This is a genomic window from Herbaspirillum sp. WGmk3, from assembly GCF_023952535.1.
GTDB classification, from domain to species: Bacteria; Pseudomonadota; Gammaproteobacteria; order Burkholderiales; family Burkholderiaceae_D; genus Herbaspirillum; species Herbaspirillum huttiense.
The window spans coordinates 134,110-157,439 of record NZ_JAKYWT010000003.1 but is presented as its reverse complement, the minus strand read 5'-3'; the positions used below and the strand labels follow the sequence as shown (position 1 = coordinate 157,439).

General features: G+C 62.5%; 26 protein-coding genes. 15 read left to right on the top strand and 11 right to left on the bottom strand.

Annotation, left to right across the window (positions count from 1 at the left end; translation table 11 throughout):
* Window positions 1-68: 68 nt before the first annotated feature.
* From MKD49_RS12665 to MKD49_RS12625, 9 genes are all read right to left on the bottom strand, one after another.
* On the bottom strand, window positions 69-1,262 hold the full coding sequence (locus tag MKD49_RS12665) for a type VI immunity family protein (protein WP_252696464.1): 1,194 nt from the start codon (window positions 1,260-1,262) through the stop codon (window positions 69-71).
* Window positions 1,262-2,179, bottom strand: a complete 918-nt coding sequence (locus tag MKD49_RS12660) for a hypothetical protein (protein WP_252696463.1) — start codon at window positions 2,177-2,179, stop codon at window positions 1,262-1,264. The genes MKD49_RS12665 and MKD49_RS12660 overlap by 1 nt, the downstream gene beginning before the upstream one ends.
* A 71-nt stretch (window positions 2,180-2,250) precedes the next feature.
* Window positions 2,251-2,820 carry a PAAR domain-containing protein gene (locus MKD49_RS12655; protein WP_252696462.1) on the bottom strand — a complete coding sequence of 190 codons (570 nt, stop codon included), beginning with the start codon at window positions 2,818-2,820 and terminating at the stop codon, window positions 2,251-2,253.
* A gap of 213 nt (window positions 2,821-3,033) precedes the next feature.
* Window positions 3,034-4,365: a cytosine permease gene (locus MKD49_RS12650; protein WP_252696461.1), complete on the bottom strand. Its 1,332-nt coding sequence runs from the start codon at window positions 4,363-4,365 to the stop codon at window positions 3,034-3,036.
* A gap of 199 nt (window positions 4,366-4,564) precedes the next feature.
* Window positions 4,565-5,542 carry a biotin-dependent carboxyltransferase family protein gene (locus MKD49_RS12645; protein ID WP_209569328.1) on the bottom strand — a complete coding sequence of 326 codons (978 nt, stop codon included), beginning with the start codon at window positions 5,540-5,542 and terminating at the stop codon, window positions 4,565-4,567.
* Window positions 5,532-6,431 carry an allophanate hydrolase subunit 1 gene (locus tag MKD49_RS12640; RefSeq protein WP_204727029.1) on the bottom strand — a complete coding sequence of 300 codons (900 nt, stop codon included), beginning with the start codon at window positions 6,429-6,431 and terminating at the stop codon, window positions 5,532-5,534. The genes MKD49_RS12645 and MKD49_RS12640 overlap by 11 nt, the downstream gene beginning before the upstream one ends.
* Window position 6,432: 1 nt before the next feature.
* Window positions 6,433-7,821 (bottom strand): acetyl-CoA carboxylase biotin carboxylase subunit, encoded by a 1,389-nt coding sequence (locus MKD49_RS12635; protein ID WP_252696460.1) that lies wholly within the window; start codon window positions 7,819-7,821, stop codon window positions 6,433-6,435.
* Between the two features lie 10 nt (window positions 7,822-7,831).
* Window positions 7,832-8,080 carry an acetyl-CoA carboxylase gene (locus MKD49_RS12630; RefSeq protein ID WP_039786338.1) on the bottom strand — a complete coding sequence of 83 codons (249 nt, stop codon included), beginning with the start codon at window positions 8,078-8,080 and terminating at the stop codon, window positions 7,832-7,834.
* A 30-nt stretch (window positions 8,081-8,110) separates the two neighbouring features.
* Entirely contained in the window at window positions 8,111-8,869 is a 759-nt protein-coding gene (locus tag MKD49_RS12625; protein WP_039786339.1) for a 5-oxoprolinase subunit PxpA, read from the bottom strand.
* Window positions 8,870-8,998: 129 nt separating this feature from the next.
* On the opposite strand from MKD49_RS12625, the gene MKD49_RS12620 reads away from it, so the two are divergent.
* On the top strand, window positions 8,999-9,916 hold the full coding sequence (locus MKD49_RS12620; RefSeq protein WP_034330719.1) for a LysR family transcriptional regulator: 918 nt from the start codon (window positions 8,999-9,001) through the stop codon (window positions 9,914-9,916).
* A gap of 194 nt (window positions 9,917-10,110) precedes the next feature.
* Here MKD49_RS12620 and ychF read toward each other — a convergent pair whose 3' ends face one another.
* The gene (ychF, locus tag MKD49_RS12615; RefSeq protein ID WP_034330723.1) at window positions 10,111-11,202 is read right to left on the bottom strand and encodes a redox-regulated ATPase YchF; all 1,092 of its coding nucleotides are present in this window, start codon (window positions 11,200-11,202) and stop codon (window positions 10,111-10,113) included.
* A gap of 108 nt (window positions 11,203-11,310) precedes the next feature.
* Window positions 11,311-11,391, bottom strand: coding sequence for a hypothetical protein (locus tag MKD49_RS26580; RefSeq protein ID WP_371925476.1), 81 nt, complete (start codon window positions 11,389-11,391; stop codon window positions 11,311-11,313).
* 221 nt (window positions 11,392-11,612) lie between these two features.
* Here MKD49_RS26580 and MKD49_RS12610 point away from each other — a divergent pair, with 221 nt between their 5' ends.
* From MKD49_RS12610 to hisC, 14 genes are all read left to right on the top strand, one after another.
* On the top strand, window positions 11,613-12,416 hold the full coding sequence (locus MKD49_RS12610) for an ABC transporter ATP-binding protein (protein WP_198516418.1): 804 nt from the start codon (window positions 11,613-11,615) through the stop codon (window positions 12,414-12,416).
* Window positions 12,413-13,192: a lipid asymmetry maintenance ABC transporter permease subunit MlaE gene (gene mlaE / locus MKD49_RS12605; protein ID WP_121040431.1), complete on the top strand. Its 780-nt coding sequence runs from the start codon at window positions 12,413-12,415 to the stop codon at window positions 13,190-13,192. The genes MKD49_RS12610 and mlaE overlap by 4 nt, the downstream gene beginning before the upstream one ends.
* Before the next feature lie 73 nt (window positions 13,193-13,265).
* Complete coding sequence (gene mlaD, locus MKD49_RS12600) at window positions 13,266-13,742, top strand: outer membrane lipid asymmetry maintenance protein MlaD (RefSeq protein ID WP_034330727.1); 477 nt, start codon at window positions 13,266-13,268, stop codon at window positions 13,740-13,742.
* A gap of 5 nt (window positions 13,743-13,747) precedes the next feature.
* Window positions 13,748-14,485: a VacJ family lipoprotein gene (locus tag MKD49_RS12595; RefSeq protein WP_034330729.1), complete on the top strand. Its 738-nt coding sequence runs from the start codon at window positions 13,748-13,750 to the stop codon at window positions 14,483-14,485.
* A gap of 292 nt (window positions 14,486-14,777) precedes the next feature.
* Window positions 14,778-15,419 (top strand): phospholipid-binding protein MlaC, encoded by a 642-nt coding sequence (locus tag MKD49_RS12590; protein WP_209532728.1) that lies wholly within the window; start codon window positions 14,778-14,780, stop codon window positions 15,417-15,419.
* 46 nt (window positions 15,420-15,465) lie between these two features.
* A complete protein-coding gene (locus tag MKD49_RS12585; protein ID WP_034330732.1) occupies window positions 15,466-15,759 on the top strand; it encodes a lipid asymmetry maintenance protein MlaB in 294 nt (97 codons plus the stop codon).
* Window positions 15,760-16,085: 326 nt separating this feature from the next.
* Window positions 16,086-17,006, top strand: a complete 921-nt coding sequence (locus tag MKD49_RS12580) for an ABC transporter ATP-binding protein (protein ID WP_039783846.1) — start codon at window positions 16,086-16,088, stop codon at window positions 17,004-17,006.
* On the top strand, window positions 17,003-17,767 hold the full coding sequence (locus MKD49_RS12575) for an ABC transporter permease (RefSeq protein ID WP_034330737.1): 765 nt from the start codon (window positions 17,003-17,005) through the stop codon (window positions 17,765-17,767). The genes MKD49_RS12580 and MKD49_RS12575 overlap by 4 nt, the downstream gene beginning before the upstream one ends.
* A gap of 47 nt (window positions 17,768-17,814) precedes the next feature.
* Window positions 17,815-18,051, top strand: coding sequence for a BolA family protein (locus MKD49_RS12570; RefSeq protein ID WP_252696459.1), 237 nt, complete (start codon window positions 17,815-17,817; stop codon window positions 18,049-18,051).
* 9 nt (window positions 18,052-18,060) lie between these two features.
* A complete protein-coding gene (murA, locus tag MKD49_RS12565; protein WP_134136897.1) occupies window positions 18,061-19,311 on the top strand; it encodes a UDP-N-acetylglucosamine 1-carboxyvinyltransferase in 1,251 nt (416 codons plus the stop codon).
* 30 nt (window positions 19,312-19,341) lie between these two features.
* Window positions 19,342-19,992 (top strand): ATP phosphoribosyltransferase, encoded by a 651-nt coding sequence (hisG, locus tag MKD49_RS12560; RefSeq protein ID WP_134223469.1) that lies wholly within the window; start codon window positions 19,342-19,344, stop codon window positions 19,990-19,992.
* Between the two features lie 39 nt (window positions 19,993-20,031).
* Window positions 20,032-21,348, top strand: a complete 1,317-nt coding sequence (hisD, locus tag MKD49_RS12555; protein ID WP_034330743.1) for a histidinol dehydrogenase — start codon at window positions 20,032-20,034, stop codon at window positions 21,346-21,348.
* Window positions 21,349-21,352: 4 nt separating this feature from the next.
* Window positions 21,353-22,186 (top strand): site-specific DNA-methyltransferase, encoded by an 834-nt coding sequence (locus tag MKD49_RS12550; protein WP_204727033.1) that lies wholly within the window; start codon window positions 21,353-21,355, stop codon window positions 22,184-22,186.
* Window positions 22,167-23,273 (top strand): histidinol-phosphate transaminase, encoded by a 1,107-nt coding sequence (hisC, locus tag MKD49_RS12545; protein ID WP_252696756.1) that lies wholly within the window; start codon window positions 22,167-22,169, stop codon window positions 23,271-23,273. Before MKD49_RS12550 ends, hisC begins: the two co-directional genes overlap by 20 nt.
* The last annotated feature ends 57 nt before the right edge of the window (window positions 23,274-23,330 follow it).

Here is a 23,330-nt window from a genome sequence, read left to right as displayed (position 1 = left end):
AAAAAAATGCGGTGAATGGACGACGGCCAGGCAGGGTTTTTGAGGGCTGCGCTCAGGTTGTCAAGGGTTTAGAGTTCGGCGAGCAGTTCCCAGGTGATGGCCTCGCGTCCGAGAAATTCGCCGTGCGGTCCCAGGTTCAGCCAGTAGGGGGCGATGTCGCCGGGCATCAGGATCACGCCGAATTTCTCTGTGCCAGGGCGGTGGAAGCGGCCATAACAGGGACTGGGTCGGCCTGTTTTCAGGCGTACCTTTTTGATGGGTTGAGTGCCATCCAGTACTTTGCCCAGCCTCAGTGGCGTGGCCGGCGGCCACGCACCCAACTGGTCAAGGCGGCGTATCCATTGATCGGAAGTGCAACGATTGAAGCGAACTTCTCCGCCGCTGGAGCCGCCTCCCATTGAGCCATGTGCACCGTCGCGCAACGGTCGTAATGCCCTGTCGACTTTTACATAGCCCGCTGGCACAGTCTGCGTGACAGGCCCGATTTCCGGCGTCGCTCCGGTACGCAGTACCAGCGCTTGCCGGTGACGGACAGGTATTACGCCAATCTCTCGACAATAGTCTGCACAGGCATCCACGCCGCCCATACGTTCAGCCAGTACGTCGCCGACGATAGTGATCCAGTCAATGCTTTTGGGACCAACAGGCGCGCGAATGAGGTCGCCGGCACCGGGTATGTAGAGTGAGCGATAACGCGTGGCGAGGTCGAAGGCTTCTGGCTCATACGAAACATCCTGCTCGGGAAGAATGGCAGCCAGTCCTGCCCGACCATGGAACGGCTTCAGTGTTTCGATGGCGCGTAAAAGTAGTTCATCAAGCGTCTTGCGGTGGTGCGGATCAAAGGCGTGATCGCGTGGTAGCTGGAATTGCAGATCCGATATAAATCCCCTCTGCCAACCGCGTTCAGTCAGGCAGGTGATCGAGTACTGCGCAACCTCTTCACGATGTGCGCTGGAAGAGAGGTGCCATTCGACACAGTCATCCTCATCAAGGCCCGCTACATGGTCACGCAGTGTCGGAAATCTGGCGTTGGAAAACTTTCTTGTCGCCCAACTATCGGGATCACAGCCCCATTTCAGGTGAATGCCAAAAGCCTCTTCGTACGCCTCGAAGAAATCAACCAGTGCTTGACGCTTCTCCGACGTGTGTCCACCCCAGAAATAAAATGTGGCAGTCATTCCTATGCTGGTGATAATGCGGTTGTCGTCCACATATTGAAAATCGGGACACAGGGATTCGATTTCTGCAAGTTTCTCGTTCATCAGTATTTGTCTTTCTTGCCTATGGGTTTCGCGTTGGCTGTTCTCGTGCCCGCCGCCAAAACGACCAATGCAGCTGCTGCTGCACCTGCGGCTTCCAGCGGTAGTGCCGCAATAGCTATCGCGCCGACCAGAATGCTGCCTCCGACGACTGCCGCGCCTTTGAGGAAGTCCACTATTGATTCACCTTCAGCTTCTGAAGCGACCGGACCATAATCTGGCCTCACAGGTTGAGGTGCGGGTATTGGATGGGGGGGAGGAGGATTTGGTCGGAACCAATGCCTTCTTTTCGTCCGTTCACTTTCTAGTGGAGTGGTGACAGGTACTCGTACGGGCTTATTTTCGGGAATTTCCCGTCTGCTTTTGCAATCGCATTCTGCTATTTCGAGTATCTGAAACTTGTCTCGCTCACCGGCGATAGTCCGATAATCGAGGAGCTGATGGCGTTTCAGGGTATCTCCCTCGAATTTGATTTCCACCACCGCCTCGATATTCTCCTGCACCGGCATCAGCCGCTTCCAATCAATCTTCCTCGACGCCCGCATGGCGGCCAGCTCTTCGCCTGTAGTCGCAAGAATGATGCAGTCCGGAATCCTCAATAGCCCCTTCTGCGGCTTGCCATCCAGCTGCCATTTGAGCAGCCCATCGGCCATGGCTCGTCCGAGCGGAAACCGGCTGGGACGATTGGGTTGTTCCCGACTCATCAGCGGCGCAGGCGGATGGCTTGCCATGCTGTATCCGACTTCGGCCTTGTAGCGCCAGACCAGCTGGTTGCGCTCTTCGTCATTCCAGATGCTGGCGGTGGTACAGCGCTGCTTCAGTGCCCGCCCGAGGCTGTCCTTGAGCTTGGTCCCCTGATTGCACATGCACATCACCGCGCACAGGTAACTCCGATCCATGGGATTGTCGAGCGACAGCACGCGGCCTCTGGGGCCTTGGTGCGTACCCGAGCGGCCGATTGGGCGGGACGATGGCGAGATACCTTCTCCCATCAGATATCCTCGCTACGCCACTCCGGCACATGGTAGGGATCATCGCCACCCATCGGTTTGGGACGCGCGATCACTTGCAGCGGCAGGGGGGAATCAGTCCAGACCACATCGGTGCGGCCTTGGGCATCGGTCTCGCCTTCCACCGTCCGGCCATCACCTGTCTTGATCAGGTAGGGCACGCCTGCGAGTGGTTCGCCGGTGGTGTTGTTGCGCAGGACGAAGTGCTCCTGGAAGCGCGGTGCCTGGCGCGGGGCGCTTTGTTGCGGCGGCTCGCTCGGGACGCCGTCTTCATCTGGCGAACCCCAGCCAGCGTGATTGTTGTGCCGCGAGTAGAGGATTGCGCCGCAGTCGGTGACGTCCTGGTCATAGACCACCGGCTGGCCGTTGTCCATGATCGTCGGGAAGCGGCTGCTGATGATGGTCGCCACGCGCTTGCAACGCGGACAGCTTACCTTGTCGCCGATGCGGGCGATGGGCTGGCCGTCCACCGTCCAGGTCGGATCACCCGACATCACTACCCCGCCGTGTGAGGTGCGGTCGCCCATCACGATGAAACCGATGATTGCCATATCAAGCTCCTGATCGCTGTCAAAGCGGTCGAGGCTATCAAGATCTTTTTGGCGGGATAAGTTGGCCGGGCGGGCAAATCAGGGCAATCGTCGCTAAGCTTTGTCGATCCTCGAAAATCTTCGGTGGCCGGTGTCGCAGGGTGGCTGGCCGCAGGATTGTCCAGCCATGAAAAAAGGCACCCGCGGGTGCCTTCGTGTTGTACCGGAACGGAATCACTCTGCCGTCTGCCAGGTCTTGCCCGCGCGTCCCCGCTGCTGCCACAAGGCATACACCCCCATTGAAGCCACGAAGGTCAGCGGTGCCGACAGCGATGGCCAGAAGCCTGCCATCTCCATCAGCACGAAGCCCGGCACCACGCCGCAGAACCACGCCCCCAGTCCGACACGATTGATGCCGGCCGACCCTTCACCGGTGCCAGCGTGATCCGGTACGGTGAGAATATGCGCCAGCGCCACGCCCACCCAGGCCACCACGAACACGCCCTGATAGGCCAGTGCCTTGAGCAGATAGGAAAACACGTCCGCCAGCATCAGCGCATAGACCACTGCGCTGACCACCACCGACCACACCAGGCGCGAGGCGTGCAGGCTCAGGAGGTTGCCGAAGAAGGCCTGCATGTTGACCGTTGCCAGATAGTAGTTGGCGGTATTGATGCGCGTCTGCGTGACCCAGACGAAGAGCAGTCCCCAGAAGCCCATCAGCTTGAGGATGGCCATCACCACCGACACCTCGGACAGCGGGCCATCCTGCGGAATGCTGCTGGCCAGATAGATGCCGGCGGCGCCATTGAGCAGGATGGTGACCAGGTAGAAGGGCATCCCGAAATTGAAGCGGCCGTGATACGTCGCATCTTCCGGCTTGCCGAAGCGGGCATAGTCGAAGGTGAACATCATCAATACCCATACGCCCATGTAATACGTGAAGCAGCTCCACCAGCCATCTGCCGGCGGCACCGCCGGGCCGAAGTCCAGCCACTGCGGCTGGTAGCCATACTGGCTCACCGCCAGCACCAGTGCCATCAGCAGGCCCAGCAGATAGAACGGCAGCAGCACGCCGTTGAACTTGTCCAGCCAGTTCTGCACGCTGCCAAACACCAGCGGCACGCTGTAGAGCACCACGATCAGCGCCGCGACCGGATAGAGCAGCGAGGGATAAAGATGATGCAGGGCCACCGCAATCACCGAGCCCTCGAAGACGGCGTAATAGATCGCGGTGGAAAAGAAGATCAGCGTGGCCAGCGAGGCCCCGAGCCGGCCGAACAGGATGCGCGAGAACAGGGCCACCGACAGGCCGGTGCGCATGGCGTAGCGGCTGATGCAGGCATTGATGAGTCCGTAGCTGATGACCGAGAGCACCATGCCGATCAGGGCATTGCGCGCGCCGTAGGTCAGCGCCAGCGATGCGCCCACGACGATGTAGAAGATCGCGCTGCAGACGGCCCACCAGGCCATCGTCAGCGACAGTTTGCCCATGCGCGCGCTGGCGGGAACGCTGTGGGTGGAGAGATCGGTTTCCTTGTTCTGCGTGTGTGATAGGCCGGCCATGTCAGTTTCTCCAGAGACGTTGAAGCAATGATTCAATGAGGCGGATGAGAGGCAAGAAGGACGTTCCAACAAGTTGCTGCAAGTTGCTGCGACTGCGAGTACGAAGACGAAGGCAAAGCCGGGCCCGGCCCCAGGGCAGCCGCCTGTGCGGACTGGCCTGGGGACAAGCGTCAAACGCGGTGTGACCTGCGCGGAAGTGTCAGCTGCCCAGCAGGCTGCTCAGGCGCTGGAAGCGCTGCTGGTACTGGCGGCGGGCCTCCAGGGCCTGCTCCAGCGTCACCCGCACGAACTGCGCCTTGTGGTTGGGCTGCAATTGCCCGATCAGGTCGAGGTCGGCGCTGATGACCGTGCCGATGGTGGCGTAGCCGCCGCCGGAGACTGCATCCCGCAACAGGACGATGGGTTCCAGGCCCCCGGGGATCTGGATCGAGCCGATGGGATAGCAGGCATCGACGATGTTGGAGGGATCCGAGCCGGCGCCGAAGGGCTGTTCGCGTGGCTTGAACTGCATCGCCTGGCCGCCCTTGAAGCGGTAGCCGATACGGTCCGCTTCCGAGCCGACGGTCCAGGTATCGGCAAAGAAGCGCTCCACGGCCTCCTCGGTGAGACGATGTATATACAGCCCCGGCACCACGCGCAGCGTGGCTTCGCGATCGAAGACCGGCACCAGTGACAGCGGCAGGGCACGCCCCTCGACCGCCTTCGACGAGGCCCGGCCAAGCGGCAGTTCATCCTCCTTGGCCAGCTTGCGTCCCTGCCACCCGCCCAGCGCACCCAGCGCATAGGTGGAACGGCTTTCCAGCACCACCGGCACATCGATGCCGCCGGCGATGGCGAGATAGCTGCGTGCGCCCGCTTTCGGATAATCGAAGCTCAGGACCTGGCCGCTGCGCACCATGAAGGCGGTATCGAGCGGGCGTTCGCTGCCATCCACACGCGGCTGCATGCGCGCTCCGGTCACGGCGACCAGGGCGTCAGACCGGAATTCCAGTTGCGGTCCGAGCAGGCTGCACTCCAGCGCGGAGGTGGTGGCGTGGTTGCCGACCAGCAGGTTGGCGCTGCGCAGGGCGTACTGGTCCAGCGCCCCCGAGGGCGGGATGCCCAGATGGTAGTAGCCTTCCCGGCCACCATCCTGCACCGAGGTCGCCAGGCCGGGCTGTTTCACCTTAATCGTCATGGAGGGCCTCCTTGAGAGCATGGATGCAGGCCTGGGGATCGGCCTGGAAGGCATCGAGATCAAATCGCGCCGGGCGGATGCGCAGGTCGAAACGACCGGCATCGACGGCCGCGATGGCGGCGTCATACGCGCTGCGATCGATGGCCTTGAATTGCACGATGTCGCCAGCGCGGAAGAACACCATCGATTCCTGCAGGTAGGGCAGGCCCTGTTGCGGATCGTAGATTGGCGCAGGCGTGACGCCGAACATCTGGTAACCGCCCGCACCGCGTACCGAGTAGATGCACCCGAAGCAGCCGCCGTGTCCCAGTGTCAGCTTTGGGGTGTCGGTGCGCGGACGCAGGTACTTGGGGACTTGCAGTTGCCGGTCCTGTTCGACCATCTGGTACATGAAGGGAAGGCCGGCCACGAAGCCGACCATGGAGACGAACCACGGCGTGCCACTGTGGGCTGCGATGAAGGCTTGCACTTCGTCGTAGCCATTGATGCGCGCTGCGTATTGCAGGTCGGTGGAGGCGGGATCCTGGTGACGGTCGCGGAAGCGCGCCTGGGTTTCATTGGTCCAGGGATCGTCATACAGCACCGGAACTTCGATGATGCGCGTATCGATGCGGCGCTCGGCCGTGGTGCTGCTTTCCAGCGCCTTGACCTGTTCCAGCAGGGCCAGCGGATGGATCAGGTCGGGATCGAAGCGGATCTGGAAGGAGGCATTGGCCAGGCAGACATCGAGTACGCCGGGCAATGCCAGCTGTTCCACTGCGCGCGTGATGGCCATGGCGCGGAAGAAGGCTTCCAGTGACATCGACTCCGATACTTCCGCAAAGAGATGTTCGTCACCTGCAATGCTGTAGCGAATGGGCGTGGCAGGGGCGGTCTGTGGGCGGTTCATTTCAGGCCTCCTCAAGTTGCGCGGTGCGCGCGTTGGCACGTTCGGCCAGCCAGCTTTCCAGCGCGCCGGTATCGAAGCGGGCGGCCTGCACGCGCGCATCGGCCAGCAACCACTGATGCAGGGGCAAGGTGTTGGCCATGCCGGTGATGTGCGTGGCAGCAACCGCCGCCTGGGCGCGGGCGATGGCCTGCGCGCGGTCCTTGCCATGGACCACCAGCTTGGCCAGCAGCGAGTCGTAATACGGCGGGATGCGATAGCCCGCATAGAGATGGCTCTCCACTCGGATGCCCTCGCCCTGCGGCCACTGCAGTTCGGCAACAGTGCCGGGGCAGGGGAAGAAATTGCGCTCGGGATCTTCAGCATTGATGCGCATCTCCAGCGCCGCGCCCTGCATGCGGATGTCGGACTGCTGCAGGCCCAGCGGCTCGCCACCGGCGATGCGCAACATGGCCTGGACCAGATCGATGCCGGTGATCATCTCGGTGACGGGATGCTCGACCTGGATGCGGGTATTCATCTCGATGAAGAAGAACTCGCCGCTCTCGTCGTCGAACAGATATTCCAGCGTCCCGGCACCGCGATAGCGCAGCCGGGCGGCCAGGCGCACGGCGCTGTCGCAGAGGGCCTGCCGCTGTTCCTGCGTGAGCGCTGGCGAGGGGGCTTCTTCGAAGACCTTCTGGCGACGCCGTTGCAGCGAGCATTCGCGTTCGAACAGGTGAACGGCTCGCTGGCCATCGCCCAGGATCTGTACTTCGATGTGGCGCGCACGGCGGATGAAACGCTCCAGATACACTGCACCGGAACCGAAGGCGGCCTGGGCTTCGCCCTGCGCCAGCGGAAACTCCCGCGCCAGTTCGGCGGCATCGCGCGCCATGCGGATGCCACGGCCGCCGCCTCCGGCAGAGGCCTTGATCAGCAGCGGATAGCCGACCTCGTCGGCACAGGCCAGCGCGCTGGCGATATCCTCCAGTTCACCCGCCGAGCCGGGCACCACCGGCACCCCGGCGGCGGCTGCGGTACGACGCGCTTCGGCCTTGTCGCCCATGCGGCGGATGGTATCGGCCTCCGGTCCCACGAAGATCAATCCGGCCGCGCTGACGGCTTCGGCGAAGGCAGCGTTTTCGGAGAGGAAACCATAGCCAGGATGGATGGCATCGGCACCGCTGTCGCGTGCCGCCTTCAGCAAGGCGTCCATATTGAGATAGCTGCGGTCGGCGCGGGCCGGGCCGATGAGTTGGACTTCGTCGGCCATGCGCGCGGCCAGCGAATCGGCATCGGCTTCGCTACAGGCAGCTACCGTCTTGATGCCCAGGGCTTGTGCGGCACGAATGATGCGCACCGCGATCTCGCCGCGATTGGCGATGAGGAGTTTGCGCAGGGAAGTCGTCATGATGCCGGCCTCAGTCTGCGGTCTCGATCACGGCGACCAGTTGGCCGGGTTCGACCGGGTCGCCGTTGCCGACGTGGAAGGCCAGCAGCTTGCCGCCTTGCTCGGCCTGCAATTCCGTAAATTGTTTCATCACTTCGATCAGGCCGATCACGCGGCCGGCTTCGATGACGTCGCCTGCCTCTGCATAGGGTGGGGCATCGGGGCTGGACCGGCGATAGAAGGTGCCGGGCAAAGGGGAGTGCACTTCGTGGACTGCCATGACTTTTCTCCTTCGTAACGAATGGGGGGATCAGCGCGGCGCGGCAATGGCGATGTCGGCCGCGTCCAGGCTCTTGCGCGTGGCCTGCACCAGCGCCAGTGCACCGGGGGTATCGCTGTGGATGCAGACGGAGTCGAAGGCGATGGGGATGTCGCGTCCTTCTACCGTACGCACCACGCCTTCGCGACACGCCCGCAGCACCTTGGCCGCGACCTGGGCCGGATCGAGCGCACCGACGCGGCGGGTGAAGACGATGGAGCCGCTGTTGTCGTAATCGCGGTCGGCATAGAACTCGCAGACCACCGCCTGCTGCAGTTCCTGCGCCACGCGCCAGACTGCCGAGCCGTGCATGCAGAAGAGAAGCAAGTTCGGGTCCAGCTGGCGCAGCGTCTGCACGAAGACGCGGGCGGCTTCTTCATCGCGGGCCAGGTGCATGTAGAGCGCGCCGTGCGGCTTGATGTGCTGCAGGGTCATGCCGTTGAGGCGGGCGAACTCACGCAGGGCACCGAGCTGGTAGAGCATGTCGTTGACCAGTTCGATGGCCGGCGCATTCAGATGGCGGCGGCCGAAGCCGACCAGGTCGCGAAAGCCGGGATGTGCGCCGATGGCAACGCCGTGTTGCCGGGCCTGTTCCACCGTACGCCGCATGGTGTTGGGATCGCCTGCGTGAAAGCCGGTGGCGATGTTGGCTGAACTGATCAGGGGCATGATGGCCGCATCGACGCCATCGCCGATGGTCCAGGGGCCGAAGCCTTCGCCCATGTCCGAATTCAGGTCGATTGTCTTCATCTGGTGGTCTCCGGTGCTGTCGGAATCAGCACATGAAACCGAGTATAGAAATCGTCAACGGTATTGGACAGATGTATTATCAGAGGGCTTGATATCGAAAAATCCGATAGCTTATGAAGGGCGTCAAACATGGCCATCACCCTCCGGCAGATCCGTTATTTCGTGGCCACAGCGGAAGTGGGGCAGATTTCGCAGGCGGCGATCCATCTGCACATTTCGCAATCCTCGGTCACCAGTGCCATCCAGGAACTGGAGGCTTTGCTGGGGGCACCGCTGTTCATCCGTTCTCCGCAGGGGATGATCCTCACCGACAGCGGGCGGCATTTCCTCAACCATGCGTATTCGATCCTGCGCAGCGTGGACGATGCGATGAAGAGTCCCTTGCCGGACAACACGGCCAGCGGCAGTTTGCGGGTGGCGGCCAGTTACACGGTGCTGGGGTATTTTTTGCCGCACCACCTGCAGCGGCTGTCGCAGTCCTATCCGGGCATCAAGATCCACGTGCATGAGAAGGAGCGCGCGGAGATCGAGCAGAGCCTGGTGGAGGGCGAGATCGACATGGCGGTGGTGCTGACATCCAATCTGCGTCACCGCGAGATTGCTTATGAGACCTTGTTCGGATCAGTGCGCCGCCTGTGGCTGCCGGCGCGGCACGCGCTGGGCGAGCGCACGGTGGTGAATTTGTCCGAAGTGGCCAATGAGCCCTTCATCCTGCTGACGGTGGACGAGGCCGACAAGACCGCGCTGCGCTACTGGAATCAAAGCGGACGCAAGCCCAACATCATCATGCGCACCAGTTCCATCGAGGCGGTGCGCAGCATGGTGGCCAATGGTTCGGGGGTGGCGATTCTGTCGGACCTGGTGTATCGGCCCTGGTCGCTGGAGGGATTGCGGATCGAGACGGTGCTGCTGATGGATCACGTGCCGGCCATGAATGTGGGGCTGGCCTGGCGCAAGGGGGTGGCGTTCACGCCAGCCATGGAGGCGGTGCGGGAGTATTTCAGGCAGTCGTTTTTGACGCCGCAGTTGAGTAGTGGGAGGAGATAAGGGCCGGCAAGGCGAGCATCCGGACGCACTTGCCGATCAGTGGCTGGAATCCTGATCGCGAGCCGGAGGCGTTTCAAGTGGAAGTACTACATGTTGGTACGACATTGAATCAAGCCGCAAGGCGGCTGTTAATAAAAAACCCCGAATCAATTCGGGGTTTTTATTGAGGTCGACTCGCGTCGATCGGGAAGGCGTCACACGTTGAACAAGAAATTCATCACATCCCCATCCTTGACCACATACTCCTTGCCTTCCGCGCGCATCTTGCCCGCTTCCTTGGCACCGGCCTCACCCTTGAAGGCAATGAAGTCCTCAAAGGCAATGGTCTGCGCACGAATGAAGCCGCGTTCGAAGTCGGTGTGGATCACGCCGGCCGCCTGCGGGCCGGTCGCACCCACCGGCACCGTCCAGGCGCGCACTTCCTTGACGCCAGCGGTGAAGTAGGTCTGCAGGCCCAGCAGCTTGAAGGCCGCGCGGATCAGGCGATCCAGGCCCGGTTCTTCCATGCCCATGTCGGCCAGGAAGTCGGCCTTGTCGGCGTCGTCCAGGTCGGCGATCTCGGCTTCGATGGCCGCGCAGATGGCCACGATGGGCGCGTTCTGTTCCTGCGCGTAGGCAGTCAGCTGATCCAGCAGCGGGTTGTCGGTGAAACCGCTGTCGGAGACGTTGGCCACGTACATCGCCGGCTTGGCCGTGATCAGGCACAGCGGCTTGATCAGCAGCATCTCTTCGGCATCCAGGCCCAGCGCGCGCACCGGCTTGGCTTCGTCCAGCGCCGGCATGATGCGCTCCAGCAGGGCCACCAGCTTGGCGGCATCCTTGTCGCCGGAACGGGCCTTCTTCTGCTCGCGGTGGATGGCCTTCTCGACCGTGCCCATGTCGGCCAGCGCCAGTTCGGTCTGGATCACGGCGATGTCGTCCAGCGGGCTCACGCGGCCGGCCACGTGGATCACGTTCGGATCTTCGAAACAACGCACCACGTTGACGATGGCGTCGGTTTCGCGAATGTGCGACAGGAACTGGTTGCCCAAACCTTCACCCTTGGAGGCACCCGCCACCAGGCCGGCGATGTCCACGAATTCCACCGTCGCCGGCAGGATGCGCTCGGGCTTGACGATCTCGGCCAGCGCCTTCAGACGCGGATCGGGCACTTCCACGATGCCGACGTTGGGCTCGATGGTGCAGAACGGATAGTTCTCGGCGGCGATGCCCGCCTTGGTCAGCGCGTTGAAAAGAGTGGACTTACCGACGTTGGGCAGACCCACGATGCCGCATTTGAGGCTCATGACAGATTCTTCCGAAAGCAAAACCGACATTGTAGCAAGCCGCACGCCCCAAGCCCCAGCTTTGCGATGCAGCATCCTTCCGCACCCCCGCGCTGTGGTATCTCCCCATCACTGGTAACATGCGAGCCTTGATTCGCGTCTCGGAAAATTGTCTGCATTGCACCATTTCGTTGCAGGCGCACCACGCAATGAGAAATTTTTTGCCGATGCAATATTTAAATGACTCAATCGTCATCTAGTTGGTTGGCGGAAATTGTAGTTATTTGTGGTGAACATGCAGGCAACTTGTAAAGAACGGGGCTTTTCGGCTCCCGCCATTTACAGGCTGTATTGCCTTCTTGAAAGCGATTTGTAAAATTTGCTCTACAATGTCGGTTTTCCCAAATCCTCAACGAATCCCTTTGCCTGCTTTGACTAATATCGTCGAAATCCGCGATCTGCACTTCCGTTATGGCGACCGGCCTATCCTGACCGGTCTGCAGATGGACTTCCCGCGTGGCAAGGTGGTGGCGGTGATGGGCGGCTCCGGATCCGGCAAGACCACCATCCTGCGCCTGATCGGCGGGCAGCTGCAGCCGCAGGAGGGCAGGGTGGAAGTCGATGGCGAGAACGTGCCGTCGCTGGCGACCAAACAACTCTACGTGTTGCGTCGCAAAATGGGCATGCTGTTCCAGAACGGCGCGCTCTTTACCGACATGACGGTGTTCGACAACGTGGCCTTCCCGCTGCGCGAGCATACCGATCTGGATGAAACGCTCATCCGCGACCTGGTGCTCATGAAGCTCAACGCCGTGGGACTGCGCAATGCCGCCTCGCTCAAACCCGCCGAGATCTCCGGCGGCATGGCGCGCCGGGTGGCGCTGGCAAGGGCCATCGCGCTTGATCCGGCGCTGATCATGTATGACGAACCCTTCGCCGGGCTCGATCCGATTTCCATGGGCGTGACCGCCAATCTGATTCGCCGGCTCAACGATGCCCTGGGCTCGACCTCGATCCTGGTATCGCACGACGTCAATGAATCCTTCGCCATTGCCGACTATGTGTATTTCCTGTCGGCCGGCAAGATCGTGGCGCAGGGGACACCGCAAGAAATGCGTGAATCCACCGATCCCTATGTGAAGCAATTTGTCCACGCCCAGGCGGATGGCCCGGTGCCCTTCCACTATCCCGGCAAATCGCTGGCCGAGGACCTGGGCCTGGGAGGTGCAGCATGATCGCCGGTTTCGTCAGCGGCCTCGGCCGCAGCGTGCGCGAATTCGTGGTCGGGGTCGGCTTCGCCGGACGCATGTTCATCAATATGCTGGGCGCCTCCCTGGGCCTGCTGCGCCGCCCGCGCCTGATCACCGACCAGATCCACTTCATCGGCAACTACTCGCTGGTGATCATCACCGTGTCGGGCCTGTTCGTGGGCTTCGTGCTGGGGCTGCAGGGCTATTACACGCTCAACAAGTATGGTTCGGAACAGGCGCTCGGTCTGTTGGTAGCCTTGTCGCTGACCCGTGAACTGGGGCCGGTGGTGACGGCCCTGCTGTTTGCCGGCCGCGCCGGGACCTCGCTGACCGCCGAGATCGGACTGATGAAGGCCGGCGAGCAACTTTCTGCCATGGAAATGATGGCCGTGAACCCGCTGCAACGCGTGGTGGCCCCGCGCTTCTGGGCTGGCGTGATCGCCATGCCGGTGCTGGCGGCCATCTTCAGCGCCGTCGGCGTGCTGGGCGGCTATGTGGTCGGCGTGCTGCTGATCGGCGTGGATGAAGGCGCCTTCTGGTCGCAGATGCAGGGCGGCGTGGATGTGTGGAATGACATCGCCAATGGCGTGTTGAAGAGCATCGTCTTCGGTATCGCCGTCACCTTCGTGGCGCTGTTCCAGGGCTATGAAGCGCAGCCGACCCCCGAAGGCGTGGCCCGGGCCACCACCCGGACCGTGGTGATCGCCTCGCTGACCGTGCTGGGCCTGGATTTCCTGCTGACTGCACTGATGTTCAGCTGAGTGCCGCAGTGCTTGGACAAGCGCCCGGTCGGGGCGCAATGATGTGAATAAAAGGGTAGAAAAAGGGTTCAATATGCAACGTAAATCTCTGGATGCCTGGGTAGGAATCTTCGTGCTGGCCGGTGTGGCCGCGCTGGCGTTCCTGGCGCTCAAGGTCGGCAACATGAGCTCGATGTCCTTCGGCCAGAAGACCTATGCCCTCAAGGCCAATTTTGACAACATCGGCGGCCTGAAGTCGCGTGCGGCGGTCAAGAGCGCCGGTGTGGTCGTGGGCCGGGTGGATTCGATCCGCTTCGATGACCAGACCTTCCGCGCCGTGGTCACGCTGAACATGAACGAAAGCTACAAATTCCCCAAGGACAGCTCGGCCAAGATCCTGACCTCGGGTCTGTTGGGTGAACAATACATCGGCATCGAGCCAGGCGGCGATACTGCTAACCTGGCCTCGGGCGATACGATTAAGATGACACAATCCGCCATCGTTCTGGAAAACCTCATCGGTCAATTCCTGTACAGCAAGGCGGCAGAGGGAAAGGATGATTCCAAATGAATCAAATGAATAAAAAAGCCATCAGCACCGTCTACGCAGGCCGTCTCGGCGCCCTGACCCTGGCGGCGGCAGCCCTGACCGGCTGCGCCAGCACCAGCAACAATCCGAACGATCCGCTGGAAGGCTTCAACCGCACCATGTTCAGCTTCAACGACACGGTCGACAAGGTGGCACTGAAGCCGGCCGCGCAAGCCTACGACACCGTGGTTCCGACCCCGATCCAGCATGGCGTGGGCAACTTCTTCGGCAACATCGGCGATGTCTGGTCGTCCATCAACCAGCTGCTGCAGGGCCGGATCGAGCAGGGCGTCTCGACCTTCATGCGTGTGGCCATCAACACCACCTTCGGTCTGGGTGGCGTGCTGGACGTGGCGACCGAAGCCCGCCTGCCGCGCGAGAAGTCCGATTTCGGCCAGACCCTGGGCAAGTGGGGCGTCGGCTCCGGCCCGTACGTGGTGCTGCCGTTCTTCGGCCCGTCCACGCTGCGTGACACCGCCGGCATGCCGGTGGACCTGTACGGCGACCTGTGGACCTACAAGCGTCCGACCCGCTGGCGCAACGTCGGTGCCGTGGTCCGCATCGTCGACCGCCGCGCCCAGTTGCTGGATGCCTCGACCCTGCTGGAAGATGCCGCGCTGGACAAGTACGACTTCGTGCGCGACGCCTACCTGCAACGCCGTCAGAGCCAGATCAATGGTGGCTTCAGCGGCCGCGAGCAGAAGGAAGAAACGATCAAGCCCTGATGGCCGCCGGCCTTGCCCCGCTGACCGGCGGGGAGGCCGCGGTCTCGCTTGCGGTGCCGCAGTCTTGTCTTGAAATGCGGGCCAATTGCCCAATCTGCGCTGTCTGCCCAGTTTCTTTGCCCTCCGAGGGCAATCTGTAACATCCGTGCCGAACTGTGACGGCACGGGAACCCCGCTCCCGGGCGGGCTTCGAAGGACATGCCGGCTGCCGTCGGCGCACGCATCGCGACTCATTGCGATGCAGCCCGGGCAGCCCCGGCACCTTCTGCTGACTCGAATGGAAAACCGACTTATGAAGATGCTTACCAAACTTTTCGCTATCGCTGCCTTCGCGGTTCCCGCGTTGTCCTTCTCCGGCGCAGCGTCCGCCCAGGAAGCCCCGGATGCGCTGGTCAAGCGCATCAGCTCGGAAGTGCTGGATACTGCCAAGAATGACAAGGATATCCAGTCCGGCGACAACACCCGCATCATGCAGCTGGTGGAACAGAAGATCCTCCCCTACGTCGACTTCGAGCGCATGACCCAGCTGGCCGCCGGCCGCTACTGGCGCCAGGCTACCCCGGAGCAGCAGAAGCAGCTGATCACCCAGTTCCGCAGTCTGCTGGTGTTCACCTACTCCGGCGCGCTGTCGCAGGTGCGTGACCAGAAGATCGAATTCAAGCCGCTGCGCGCCGCCCCGACCGATACCGAAGTGGAAGTGAACTCGCAGGTAATCTCCTCGCGCGGCGGCGAGCCGATCCAGCTGAGCTATCGCCTGGAAAAGAAGCCCGACGGCTGGAAGCTGTATGACGTCAACGTGCTGGGCGCCTGGCTGGTGGAAGCCTACCGCGGCACCTTCTCCAACGAGATCAGCAAGGGCGGCATCGACGGCCTGATCAAGGCGCTGACCGACAAGAACCAGCAGCTGGCCGCCCGCGGCAACGGCAAGAAGTAAGCTGTTTCCGTTCATCGACCAATCTCCTGAACCGAAAGAACGCACCATGTTCAAGCCCGGCGCCTCGCTGACCTTCACCAATGCCAGCACCGTCCTGCGCGAAGGCCTGTCGGCCATCGCCGCCGGCCAGGCCAGCATTGACGTCAGCGAGGTAGCCGTGGTCGATTCCTCGGCCGTGGCGACTCTGCTGGCTTGGCGGCGTGCCGCTGCCGGCCGTGGCGCCGCGCTGGATTTCGGTCCCTTGCCGGCCAACCTGCAGAGCCTGGCCGATCTCTACGGCGTGACCGCCCTGTTGCAAGGTGCAGCCGCACCGACCTCCGCTACCGATCGACATCACTGATCGCATTTTCCCTCGCGGCCCGGGCTCCCGGGTGCCGGGAAGCCCGTGCTACGGCGGCCCGGAATATCGAATTCCCCTATAATCGAAGGTTTTGCAGGCGCGCTCGCGGCGTTGGCAGCGGATCACGTTTCCGCCAGGCATTCTCCCGCCCGTCGGCATCGGCAAAACATTCTGGCTATTTCATAGCGCAACGACAACATGACTGCGTCATACGCTTCCCCGTCGGGAGGATGGCGCGGCCGAGGCGAGGCGGACAGCGGATTCCACGGTGGAACTCCTGGCTCCTTATTTCTTTCTGGCAAGTAACGTATTGAACGGGCGAGGCAATGGCCGCTCTCCAAATCACAGACATCAAGAAGCGCTACCAGTCCCTGCAGGCGCTGGGTGGTGTGTCGCTGGCAATCGAAGAAGGTGAATTCTTTGGTCTGCTGGGCCCCAACGGCGCCGGCAAGACCACGTTGATTTCCATCATCGCCGGCCTGAACCGGGCCGATTCCGGCTCGGTCACCATCCACGGGCATGACGTGGTCAGCGACTATCGCGGCGCGCGCATGAACCTGGGCGTGGTACCGCAGGAACTGGTCTTCGATCCCTTCTTCACCGTGCGCGAGACATTGCGCATGCAATCCGGCTATTTTGGCCTGACCAACAACGACAAGTGGATCGACGAGGTCATGGACAACCTCGACCTCACCAACAAGGCCGATACCAACATGCGCGCACTCTCCGGCGGCATGAAGCGGCGCGTGCTGGTGGCCCAGGCGCTGGTGCACAAGCCGCCGGTCATCGTGCTCGATGAGCCGACCGCCGGGGTGGACGTGGAACTGCGCCAGACCCTTTGGCAGTTCATCGGCCGCCTCAACCGCGAGGGGCATACCATCGTGCTGACCACGCACTACCTGGAAGAAGCCCAGGCCTTGTGCAATCGCATCGCCATGCTCAAGTTCGGCAAGGTGGTGGCGCTGGATTCGACCGATGCGCTGATCCGCCGCATCTCCGGTTCGCAGATGGTGCTGCGACTGAAGCGCGGCAGCCTGCCCGATGGCCTCAAGGCTCTGGTCACCCATCCAGAGGAGCTGCTGGCCGGCAATGCCGCCAACAAGTACACGCTGCGCGTGAATGACTACAAGGAAGTCGAACCCATTCTGGCCACGCTGCGCGCCTCGGGCGCGGAGATCGATGATCTGCAATTGCAGCAGGCCGACCTGGAAGACGTCTTCATCCAGATCATGGGAGATGAAAAATGATCGGTTTCCGCACCCTGTTCTACAAGGAAATCCTGCGTTTCTGGAAGGTCGCCACCCAGACCATCACTGCGCCCATCGTCACGGCCCTGCTGTACCTGCTGATCTTCGGCCACGTCCTGCAGGACCGCGTGCAGGTCTATCCGGGCGTGAACTACACCGGCTTCCTGGTGCCGGGCCTGGTGATGATGAGCGTGCTGCAGAATGCTTTTGCCAACAGCTCTTCCTCGCTGATCCAGTCCAAGATCACCGGTAACCTGGTGTTCGTGCTGCTGACCCCGCTGTCGCACTGGGAGCTGTTCGGCGGCTACGTGCTCGCGGCCGTGGTGCGTGGCCTGATGGTGGGTGCGGGCGTGTTCGTGGTCACCGTCTGGTTCGGTCACCTAGACTTCGTCGCCCCCCTGTGGATCCTGGTGTTCGCCCTGCTGGGTGCGGGCATCCTGGGCACCATGGGCCTGATTGCAGGGATCTGGGCGGAGAAGTTCGACCAGTTGGCGGCGTTCCAGAATTTCCTGATCGTGCCGCTGACCTTCCTGGCCGGCGTGTTCTATTCGATACACTCGCTGCCCCCGTTCTGGCAGGCGGTATCGCATTTCAACCCGTTTTTTTATATGATCGACGGTTTTCGCTACGGCTTCTTCGGCCAGTCCGACATTCCCCCCATGACCAGCCTCGGTATCGTCGCCGTGTTCTTCGTGGCGCTGTCGACCCTGGCCGTACGCATGCTCAAAAGCGGCTACAAGCTGCGCGCGGGTTCGCATTGAACACCCTGCGCCCCGCCATCTCCCCCATTCCCGTGAAGAGCCTCACCATGCTACCCACACCTGAACTCGTCAAAAGCTACATCGCCGCCGGCCTCGACTGCCAGCACCTGGAAGTGGAGGGCGATGGCCAGCACTTCACCGCCGTCATCGTCGCCGAGGCTTTCATCGGCAAGCGCCTGATCCAGCGCCATCAGCTGGTCTATGCCGCCCTGGGCGACCGCATGCGTGAAGAGATCCACGCGCTGTCGATGAAGACCCTGACTCCCGAAGAATTCCAGAAATAAGGCAACACGATGGACAAGCTTTTGATCCGTGGCGGCAAGCGCCTCTCCGGTGACGTCACCATTTCCGGTGCCAAGAACGCCGCCCTGCCCATCCTGTGCGCGGGCCTGCTCACCGATGGCGACCTTGTGCTCTCCAATGTGCCGCACCTGCAGGACGTGGTCACCATTACCAGGCTGATGAGCCAGATGGGCCTGCGCGTGCGCGAGAACGGCGAGCAACTGGTCTTGAACGGCAACGACATCACCCGCCCGGAAGCGCCGTATGAACTGGTCAAGACCATGCGCGCCTCGATCCTGGTGCTGGGGCCCTTGCTGGCGCGCTTCGGCCAGGCCAAGGTGTCGCTGCCCGGCGGTTGTGCCATTGGTTCACGTCCGGTGGACCAGCACATCAAGGGACTGCAGGCGATGGGCGCGGAAATTCATATCGAGGCCGGATACATCCATGCCAAGGCCAAGCGCCTCAAGGGCGCGCGCATCGTCACCGACATGATCACCGTGACGGGCACCGAGAACCTCCTGATGGCCGCGGCCCTGGCCGATGGCGAGACCGTGCTGGAAAATGCCGCACGCGAGCCGGAAGTGGGCGACCTGGCCCACCTGCTGGTGAAGATGGGCGCCAAGATCGAGGGCATCGGTACCGACCGCCTGGTGATCCAGGGTGTGGAGAAGCTGCACGGTGCCGAGCATGAAGTCATCGCGGACCGCATCGAGACCGGCACCTTCCTGTGCGCTGTCGCCGCCACCGGTGGCGACGTGACCCTGCACCGCACCCGCGCCGGTTTGCTGGATGCCGCACTGGACAAGCTGCGCGATGCCGGTGCCATCCTCACTTCGGGTGAAGACTGGATCCGCATCCAGATGGCGCGCCGTCCCAAGGCGGTGAGCTTCCGCACCACCGAATATCCGGGTTTCCCGACCGACATGCAGGCGCAGTTCATGGCCTTGAACTGCCTGGCCGAAGGCACCAGCCACGTCACCGAGACCATCTTCGAGAACCGTTTCATGCACGTGCAGGAATTGAATCGCCTGGGTGCGGCCATCGATGTGGAAGGCAATACCGCCATCGTCACCGGCGTGGAAAAATTCCTCGGTGCGCCGGTGATGGCGACCGACCTGCGCGCGTCGGCCTCGCTGGTCATCGCCGGGCTGGCCGCGCAAGGGGAGACCGTGGTGGAACGCATCTACCACCTCGACCGCGGCTATGACCGCATGGAAGCCAAGCTGTCGGCCATCGGTGCCGATATCGAACGCATCAAGTAAATTGACGGACCCCAGAAAACGCACACCATCATGACCCAACAACTGACGCTGGCGCTGTCCAAGGGCCGTATCTTCGAAGAGACCCTGCCGCTGCTCAAGGCCGCGGGCATCACCGTGGCCGAGGATCCCGAATCCTCGCGCAAGCTGATCCTGCCGACCAATGACCCCGACGTGCGCGTCATCATCGTGCGCGCCTCGGACGTGCCGACCTACGTGCAATACGGTGCGGCCGATTTCGGCGTGGCCGGCAAGGACGTGCTGATGGAACACGGCGGTGAAGGCCTGTACCAGCCCATCGACCTGAACATCGCCAAATGCCGCCTGTCGGTGGCGGTGCAGGAAGGTTTCGACTACGCCAGCGCGGTGCGCCAGGGCGCGCGCCTGCGCGTGGTGACCAAGTACGTCAATACCGCGCGCGAGCACTTCGCTGCCAAGGGCGTGCACGTGGACCTGATCAAGCTGTATGGCTCGATGGAACTGGGCCCGCTGGTGGGCCTGTCGGATGCCATCGTCGACCTGGTCAGCACCGGTGGCACGCTGCGCGCCAACAAGCTGGTGGAAGTCGAGCACATCATCGACATCTCCTCGCGCCTGGTGGTGAACCAGGCCGCGCTGAAGTTGAAGCGCGAGCGCCTGCAGCCGATTCTCGATGCCTTCGAGAAGGCGTCCAAGGCCAAGTAAATCCCCGACCCCAGATATCTTCGCAGAGCAGGTGAGACCATGAGCATTGCCATCCGAAAACTCGATTCCGCCGAAGCCGGCTTCCGTGACAAGCTGTCGGCCGTGCTGGCCTTCGAAGCCAGCGAAGACGAGGCCATCGACCGCGCTGCAGCGACCATCCTGGCCGATGTGAAGGCGCGCGGCGATGTGGCCGTGCTGGAATACACCCAGCGCTTCGACCGCCTGCAGGCCGCTTCCGTGGCCGGCCTGGAAATCGGCAAGGATGCGCTGCAAGCCGCACTGGCCGGCCTGCCCGAGGCGCGCCGCCATGCGCTGCAGACCGCCGCCGACCGCGTGCGCGCTTATCACGAGCGCCAGAAGAAGGAATGCGGATCGGATGGTTTCCTGTATCGCGAAGCCGATGGCACCGAGCTGGGCCAGAAGGTCACGCCGCTGGATCGCGTGGGCATCTACGTGCCGGGCGGCAAGGCCGCCTATCCTTCGTCGGTATTGATGAATGCGATTCCGGCCAAGGTGGCCGGCGTGCAGGAAGTCATCATGGTCGTGCCGACCCCGGACGGCGTGAAGAATGAACTGGTGCTGGCCGCAGCCGCCATCGCCGGTGTCGATCGCGTCTTCACCATCGGTGGCGCGCAAGCCGTGGGTGCGCTGGCCTATGGCACCGCCACCATCCCGCAGGTGGACAAGATCGTCGGTCCCGGCAATGCCTATGTGGCCGCCGCCAAGCGCCGTGTGTTCGGCGTGGTGGGCATCGACATGATCGCCGGTCCTTCGGAAATCCTGGTGATCTGCGATGGCGCGACCGATCCCGACTGGATCGCCATGGACCTGTTCTCGCAAGCCGAGCACGACGAGCTGGCGCAATCCATTCTGCTGTGCCCGGATGCGGACTACATCGCCAAGGTGGAAGCCTCGATCAACCGCCTGCTGGAAGACATGCCGCGCAAGGACGTGATCCGCACTTCGCTGACCGACCGTGGCGCCCTGGTCAAGGTGCGCGACATGGAAGAAGCCTGCGAGATCGCCAACATGATCGCCGCCGAACACCTGGAGATTTCCGCCCAGGAGCCGCAGCAGTGGGCGGACCAGATCCGTCACGCCGGTGCCATGTTCCTGGGACGCTTCTCCTCCGAATCTCTGGGCGACTACTGCGCCGGTCCCAACCACGTGCTGCCGACGTCGCGTACCGCTCGCTTCTCTTCACCGTTGGGCGTGTATGACTTCCAGAAGCGTTCGAGCATCATTCGCGTCTCGGAAGAGGGCGCGCAGACGCTGGGCAAGATCGCTGCCGAACTGGCTTACGGTGAAGGCTTGCAGGCGCACGCCCGCTCGGCCGAACTGCGGCTCAGGAAGTGACAGGATGACCTCCGCCACCGACTCCCTCGCAGGTGCTGGCTGGCTGGACCGCGTATTCTGCGAGGATGCGCTCTCGGCCACCGCTGGCCTGGCGCGCATTCCCGATGGCAGCGTCGACCTGATGATCGCCGATCCGCCCTATGGGCTGGGCAAGGATTACGGCAACGATTCCGACAAGCTCGATACGGCCGCTTATCTGTCGTGGACCGAGCAGTGGATCGATGCCGCGCTGCCCAAGTTGAAGCCCAATGGCAGTCTCTACATCTTCCTGACCTGGCGCAATTCGCCGGAAATCTTCGTGATGCTCAAGCAGCGCATGACCATGATCAACGAGATCATCTGGGATCGCCGCGTGCCCTCCATGGGCGGCAGCACCCGGCGCTATTCCTCGGTGCATGACACCATCGGTTTCTTCGCGCGGGCCAAGGATTATTTCTTTGATCTCGACGCCATCCGCATTCCCTACGATGCCCAGACCAAGAAGGCGCGTTCACGCTCCATCTTCGTCGGGGCCAAGTGGCTGGAAATGGGCTACAACCCCAAGGATGTATGGAGTGTGTCGCGCCTGCATCGTGAACATAAAGAGCGCGCCGACCATCCCACCCAGAAACCGCTGGAAGTGGTGGAGCGCATGGTCAAGGCGTCTTGCCCGCCGGGCGGCGTGGTGCTCGATCCCTTCATGGGCAGCGGCACTACCGCCGTGGCTGCGCGCCGTTGCGGTCGCCACTTCACCGGCTTTGAACTCAATCCCGATTATTGCGAACTGATCCGCCAGCGTCTCGACGCTCTCGATGCGCCGGCGCCTGCGAGCCAAGATGATGAATCCCTCCAAGCCTGAGACCGTGGGCGACCTGGTAGCCAACGTGATCCGCCCGCTGGTGCGCGGCTGGCAGTCCTATCACGTGCCGTCGTCCGAAGGGATGGTCAAGCTCGATGCGATGGAAAATCCCTACCTGCTGCCGCCGGCCTTGCGTGAAGAACTGGCGCAGCGGCTGGCAGCGCTGGAGCTCAACCGTTATCCGGTGCCGTCCTATACCCGCCTCAAAGCCGCCATCTGCGCGAAACTGGGCGTGCCTGCGGGCTATGACGTCCTGCTGGGCAATGGTTCGGATGAGCTCATCACCATGCTTTCAGTAGCCTGTGCCATTCCGGGGCGGACCATCCTGGCACCGGAACCGGGGTTCGTCATGTATGGCGTCTCGGCAAAAATGGCCGGGCTGGATTATGTGGGCGTGCCACTGCGCGCGGACCTGACGCTGGACCTGCCCGCGATGCTGGCAGCCATTGAGCAACACAAGCCCGTCGTCACCTGGCTGGGTTATCCCAACAATCCGACCGGCACGCTCTATCCGATGGCCGACGTGCTGCGCATCATCGAAGCCGCCGCACCCTATGGCCTGGTGGTGGTGGACGAGGCTTACCAGCCTTTCGCTGCATCGACGCTGATGCCGGCATTGCCGCAGCACAACAACCTGGTGGTGATGCGCACCGTCTCCAAGCTGGGGCTGGCGGGCATCCGCCTGGGCTACCTGTCGGCGGCCCCGGCGCTGTTGCGCGAATTGGACAAGGTGCGTCCGCCCTACAACGTCAACATGCTCACCGAAGCGGCCGCGCTGTTCGTGCTGGAACACTTGCAGGTGCTGGAGGCGCAGGCGGCGCAGCTGCGTGAGGCGCGCAGCGTGCTGGCGACCGAACTGGCGGCGCTGGAGGGGGTGGAGGTGTTCCCTTCGGCGGCCAATTTCATCCTGATCCGCGTCCCGGAGGCCGATAAAGTCTGTGCCGCCTTGCTGGCGCGCAGGGTACTTGTCAAAAATGCCGGTAGAATGCACGTATTGCTGCAAAACTGTTTGCGCATTACCGTCAGTACGGATGAAGAAAACGCCATCTTCCTGACGGCCCTGAAAGATGCACTGCGCGAGCAGTGAAGGTTTGAAGGTCCACCGCAGGCAAGCAGGCATCACGCATTACCAACGATAGAACCC

Excerpts from the sequence above, each read along its gene's own strand:
- MKD49_RS12665 (WP_252696464.1), bottom strand. The coding sequence starts at position 1,262 with ATGAACGAGAAACTTGCAGAAATCGAATCCCTGTGTCCCGATTTTCAA.
- MKD49_RS12655 (WP_252696462.1), bottom strand. The coding sequence starts at position 2,820 with ATGGCAATCATCGGTTTCATCGTGATGGGCGACCGCACCTCACACGGC.
- MKD49_RS12650 (WP_252696461.1), bottom strand. The coding sequence starts at position 4,365 with ATGGCCGGCCTATCACACACGCAGAACAAGGAAACCGATCTCTCCACC.
- MKD49_RS12645 (WP_209569328.1), bottom strand. The coding sequence starts at position 5,542 with ATGACGATTAAGGTGAAACAGCCCGGCCTGGCGACCTCGGTGCAGGAT.
- MKD49_RS12640 (WP_204727029.1), bottom strand. The coding sequence starts at position 6,431 with ATGAACCGCCCACAGACCGCCCCTGCCACGCCCATTCGCTACAGCATT.
- MKD49_RS12635 (WP_252696460.1), bottom strand. The coding sequence starts at position 7,821 with ATGACGACTTCCCTGCGCAAACTCCTCATCGCCAATCGCGGCGAGATC.
- MKD49_RS12630 (WP_039786338.1), bottom strand. The coding sequence starts at position 8,080 with ATGGCAGTCCACGAAGTGCACTCCCCTTTGCCCGGCACCTTCTATCGC.
- MKD49_RS12625 (WP_039786339.1), bottom strand. The coding sequence starts at position 8,869 with ATGAAGACAATCGACCTGAATTCGGACATGGGCGAAGGCTTCGGCCCC.
- MKD49_RS12620 (WP_034330719.1), top strand. The coding sequence starts at position 8,999 with ATGGCCATCACCCTCCGGCAGATCCGTTATTTCGTGGCCACAGCGGAA.
- ychF (WP_034330723.1), bottom strand. The coding sequence starts at position 11,202 with ATGAGCCTCAAATGCGGCATCGTGGGTCTGCCCAACGTCGGTAAGTCC.
- mlaE (WP_121040431.1), top strand. The coding sequence starts at position 12,413 with ATGATCGCCGGTTTCGTCAGCGGCCTCGGCCGCAGCGTGCGCGAATTC.
- mlaD (WP_034330727.1), top strand. The coding sequence starts at position 13,266 with ATGCAACGTAAATCTCTGGATGCCTGGGTAGGAATCTTCGTGCTGGCC.
- MKD49_RS12595 (WP_034330729.1), top strand. The coding sequence starts at position 13,748 with ATGAATAAAAAAGCCATCAGCACCGTCTACGCAGGCCGTCTCGGCGCC.
- MKD49_RS12590 (WP_209532728.1), top strand. The coding sequence starts at position 14,778 with ATGAAGATGCTTACCAAACTTTTCGCTATCGCTGCCTTCGCGGTTCCC.
- MKD49_RS12585 (WP_034330732.1), top strand. The coding sequence starts at position 15,466 with ATGTTCAAGCCCGGCGCCTCGCTGACCTTCACCAATGCCAGCACCGTC.
- MKD49_RS12580 (WP_039783846.1), top strand. The coding sequence starts at position 16,086 with ATGGCCGCTCTCCAAATCACAGACATCAAGAAGCGCTACCAGTCCCTG.
- MKD49_RS12575 (WP_034330737.1), top strand. The coding sequence starts at position 17,003 with ATGATCGGTTTCCGCACCCTGTTCTACAAGGAAATCCTGCGTTTCTGG.
- MKD49_RS12570 (WP_252696459.1), top strand. The coding sequence starts at position 17,815 with ATGCTACCCACACCTGAACTCGTCAAAAGCTACATCGCCGCCGGCCTC.
- murA (WP_134136897.1), top strand. The coding sequence starts at position 18,061 with ATGGACAAGCTTTTGATCCGTGGCGGCAAGCGCCTCTCCGGTGACGTC.
- hisG (WP_134223469.1), top strand. The coding sequence starts at position 19,342 with ATGACCCAACAACTGACGCTGGCGCTGTCCAAGGGCCGTATCTTCGAA.
- hisD (WP_034330743.1), top strand. The coding sequence starts at position 20,032 with ATGAGCATTGCCATCCGAAAACTCGATTCCGCCGAAGCCGGCTTCCGT.
- MKD49_RS12550 (WP_204727033.1), top strand. The coding sequence starts at position 21,353 with ATGACCTCCGCCACCGACTCCCTCGCAGGTGCTGGCTGGCTGGACCGC.
- hisC (WP_252696756.1), top strand. The coding sequence starts at position 22,167 with ATGAATCCCTCCAAGCCTGAGACCGTGGGCGACCTGGTAGCCAACGTG.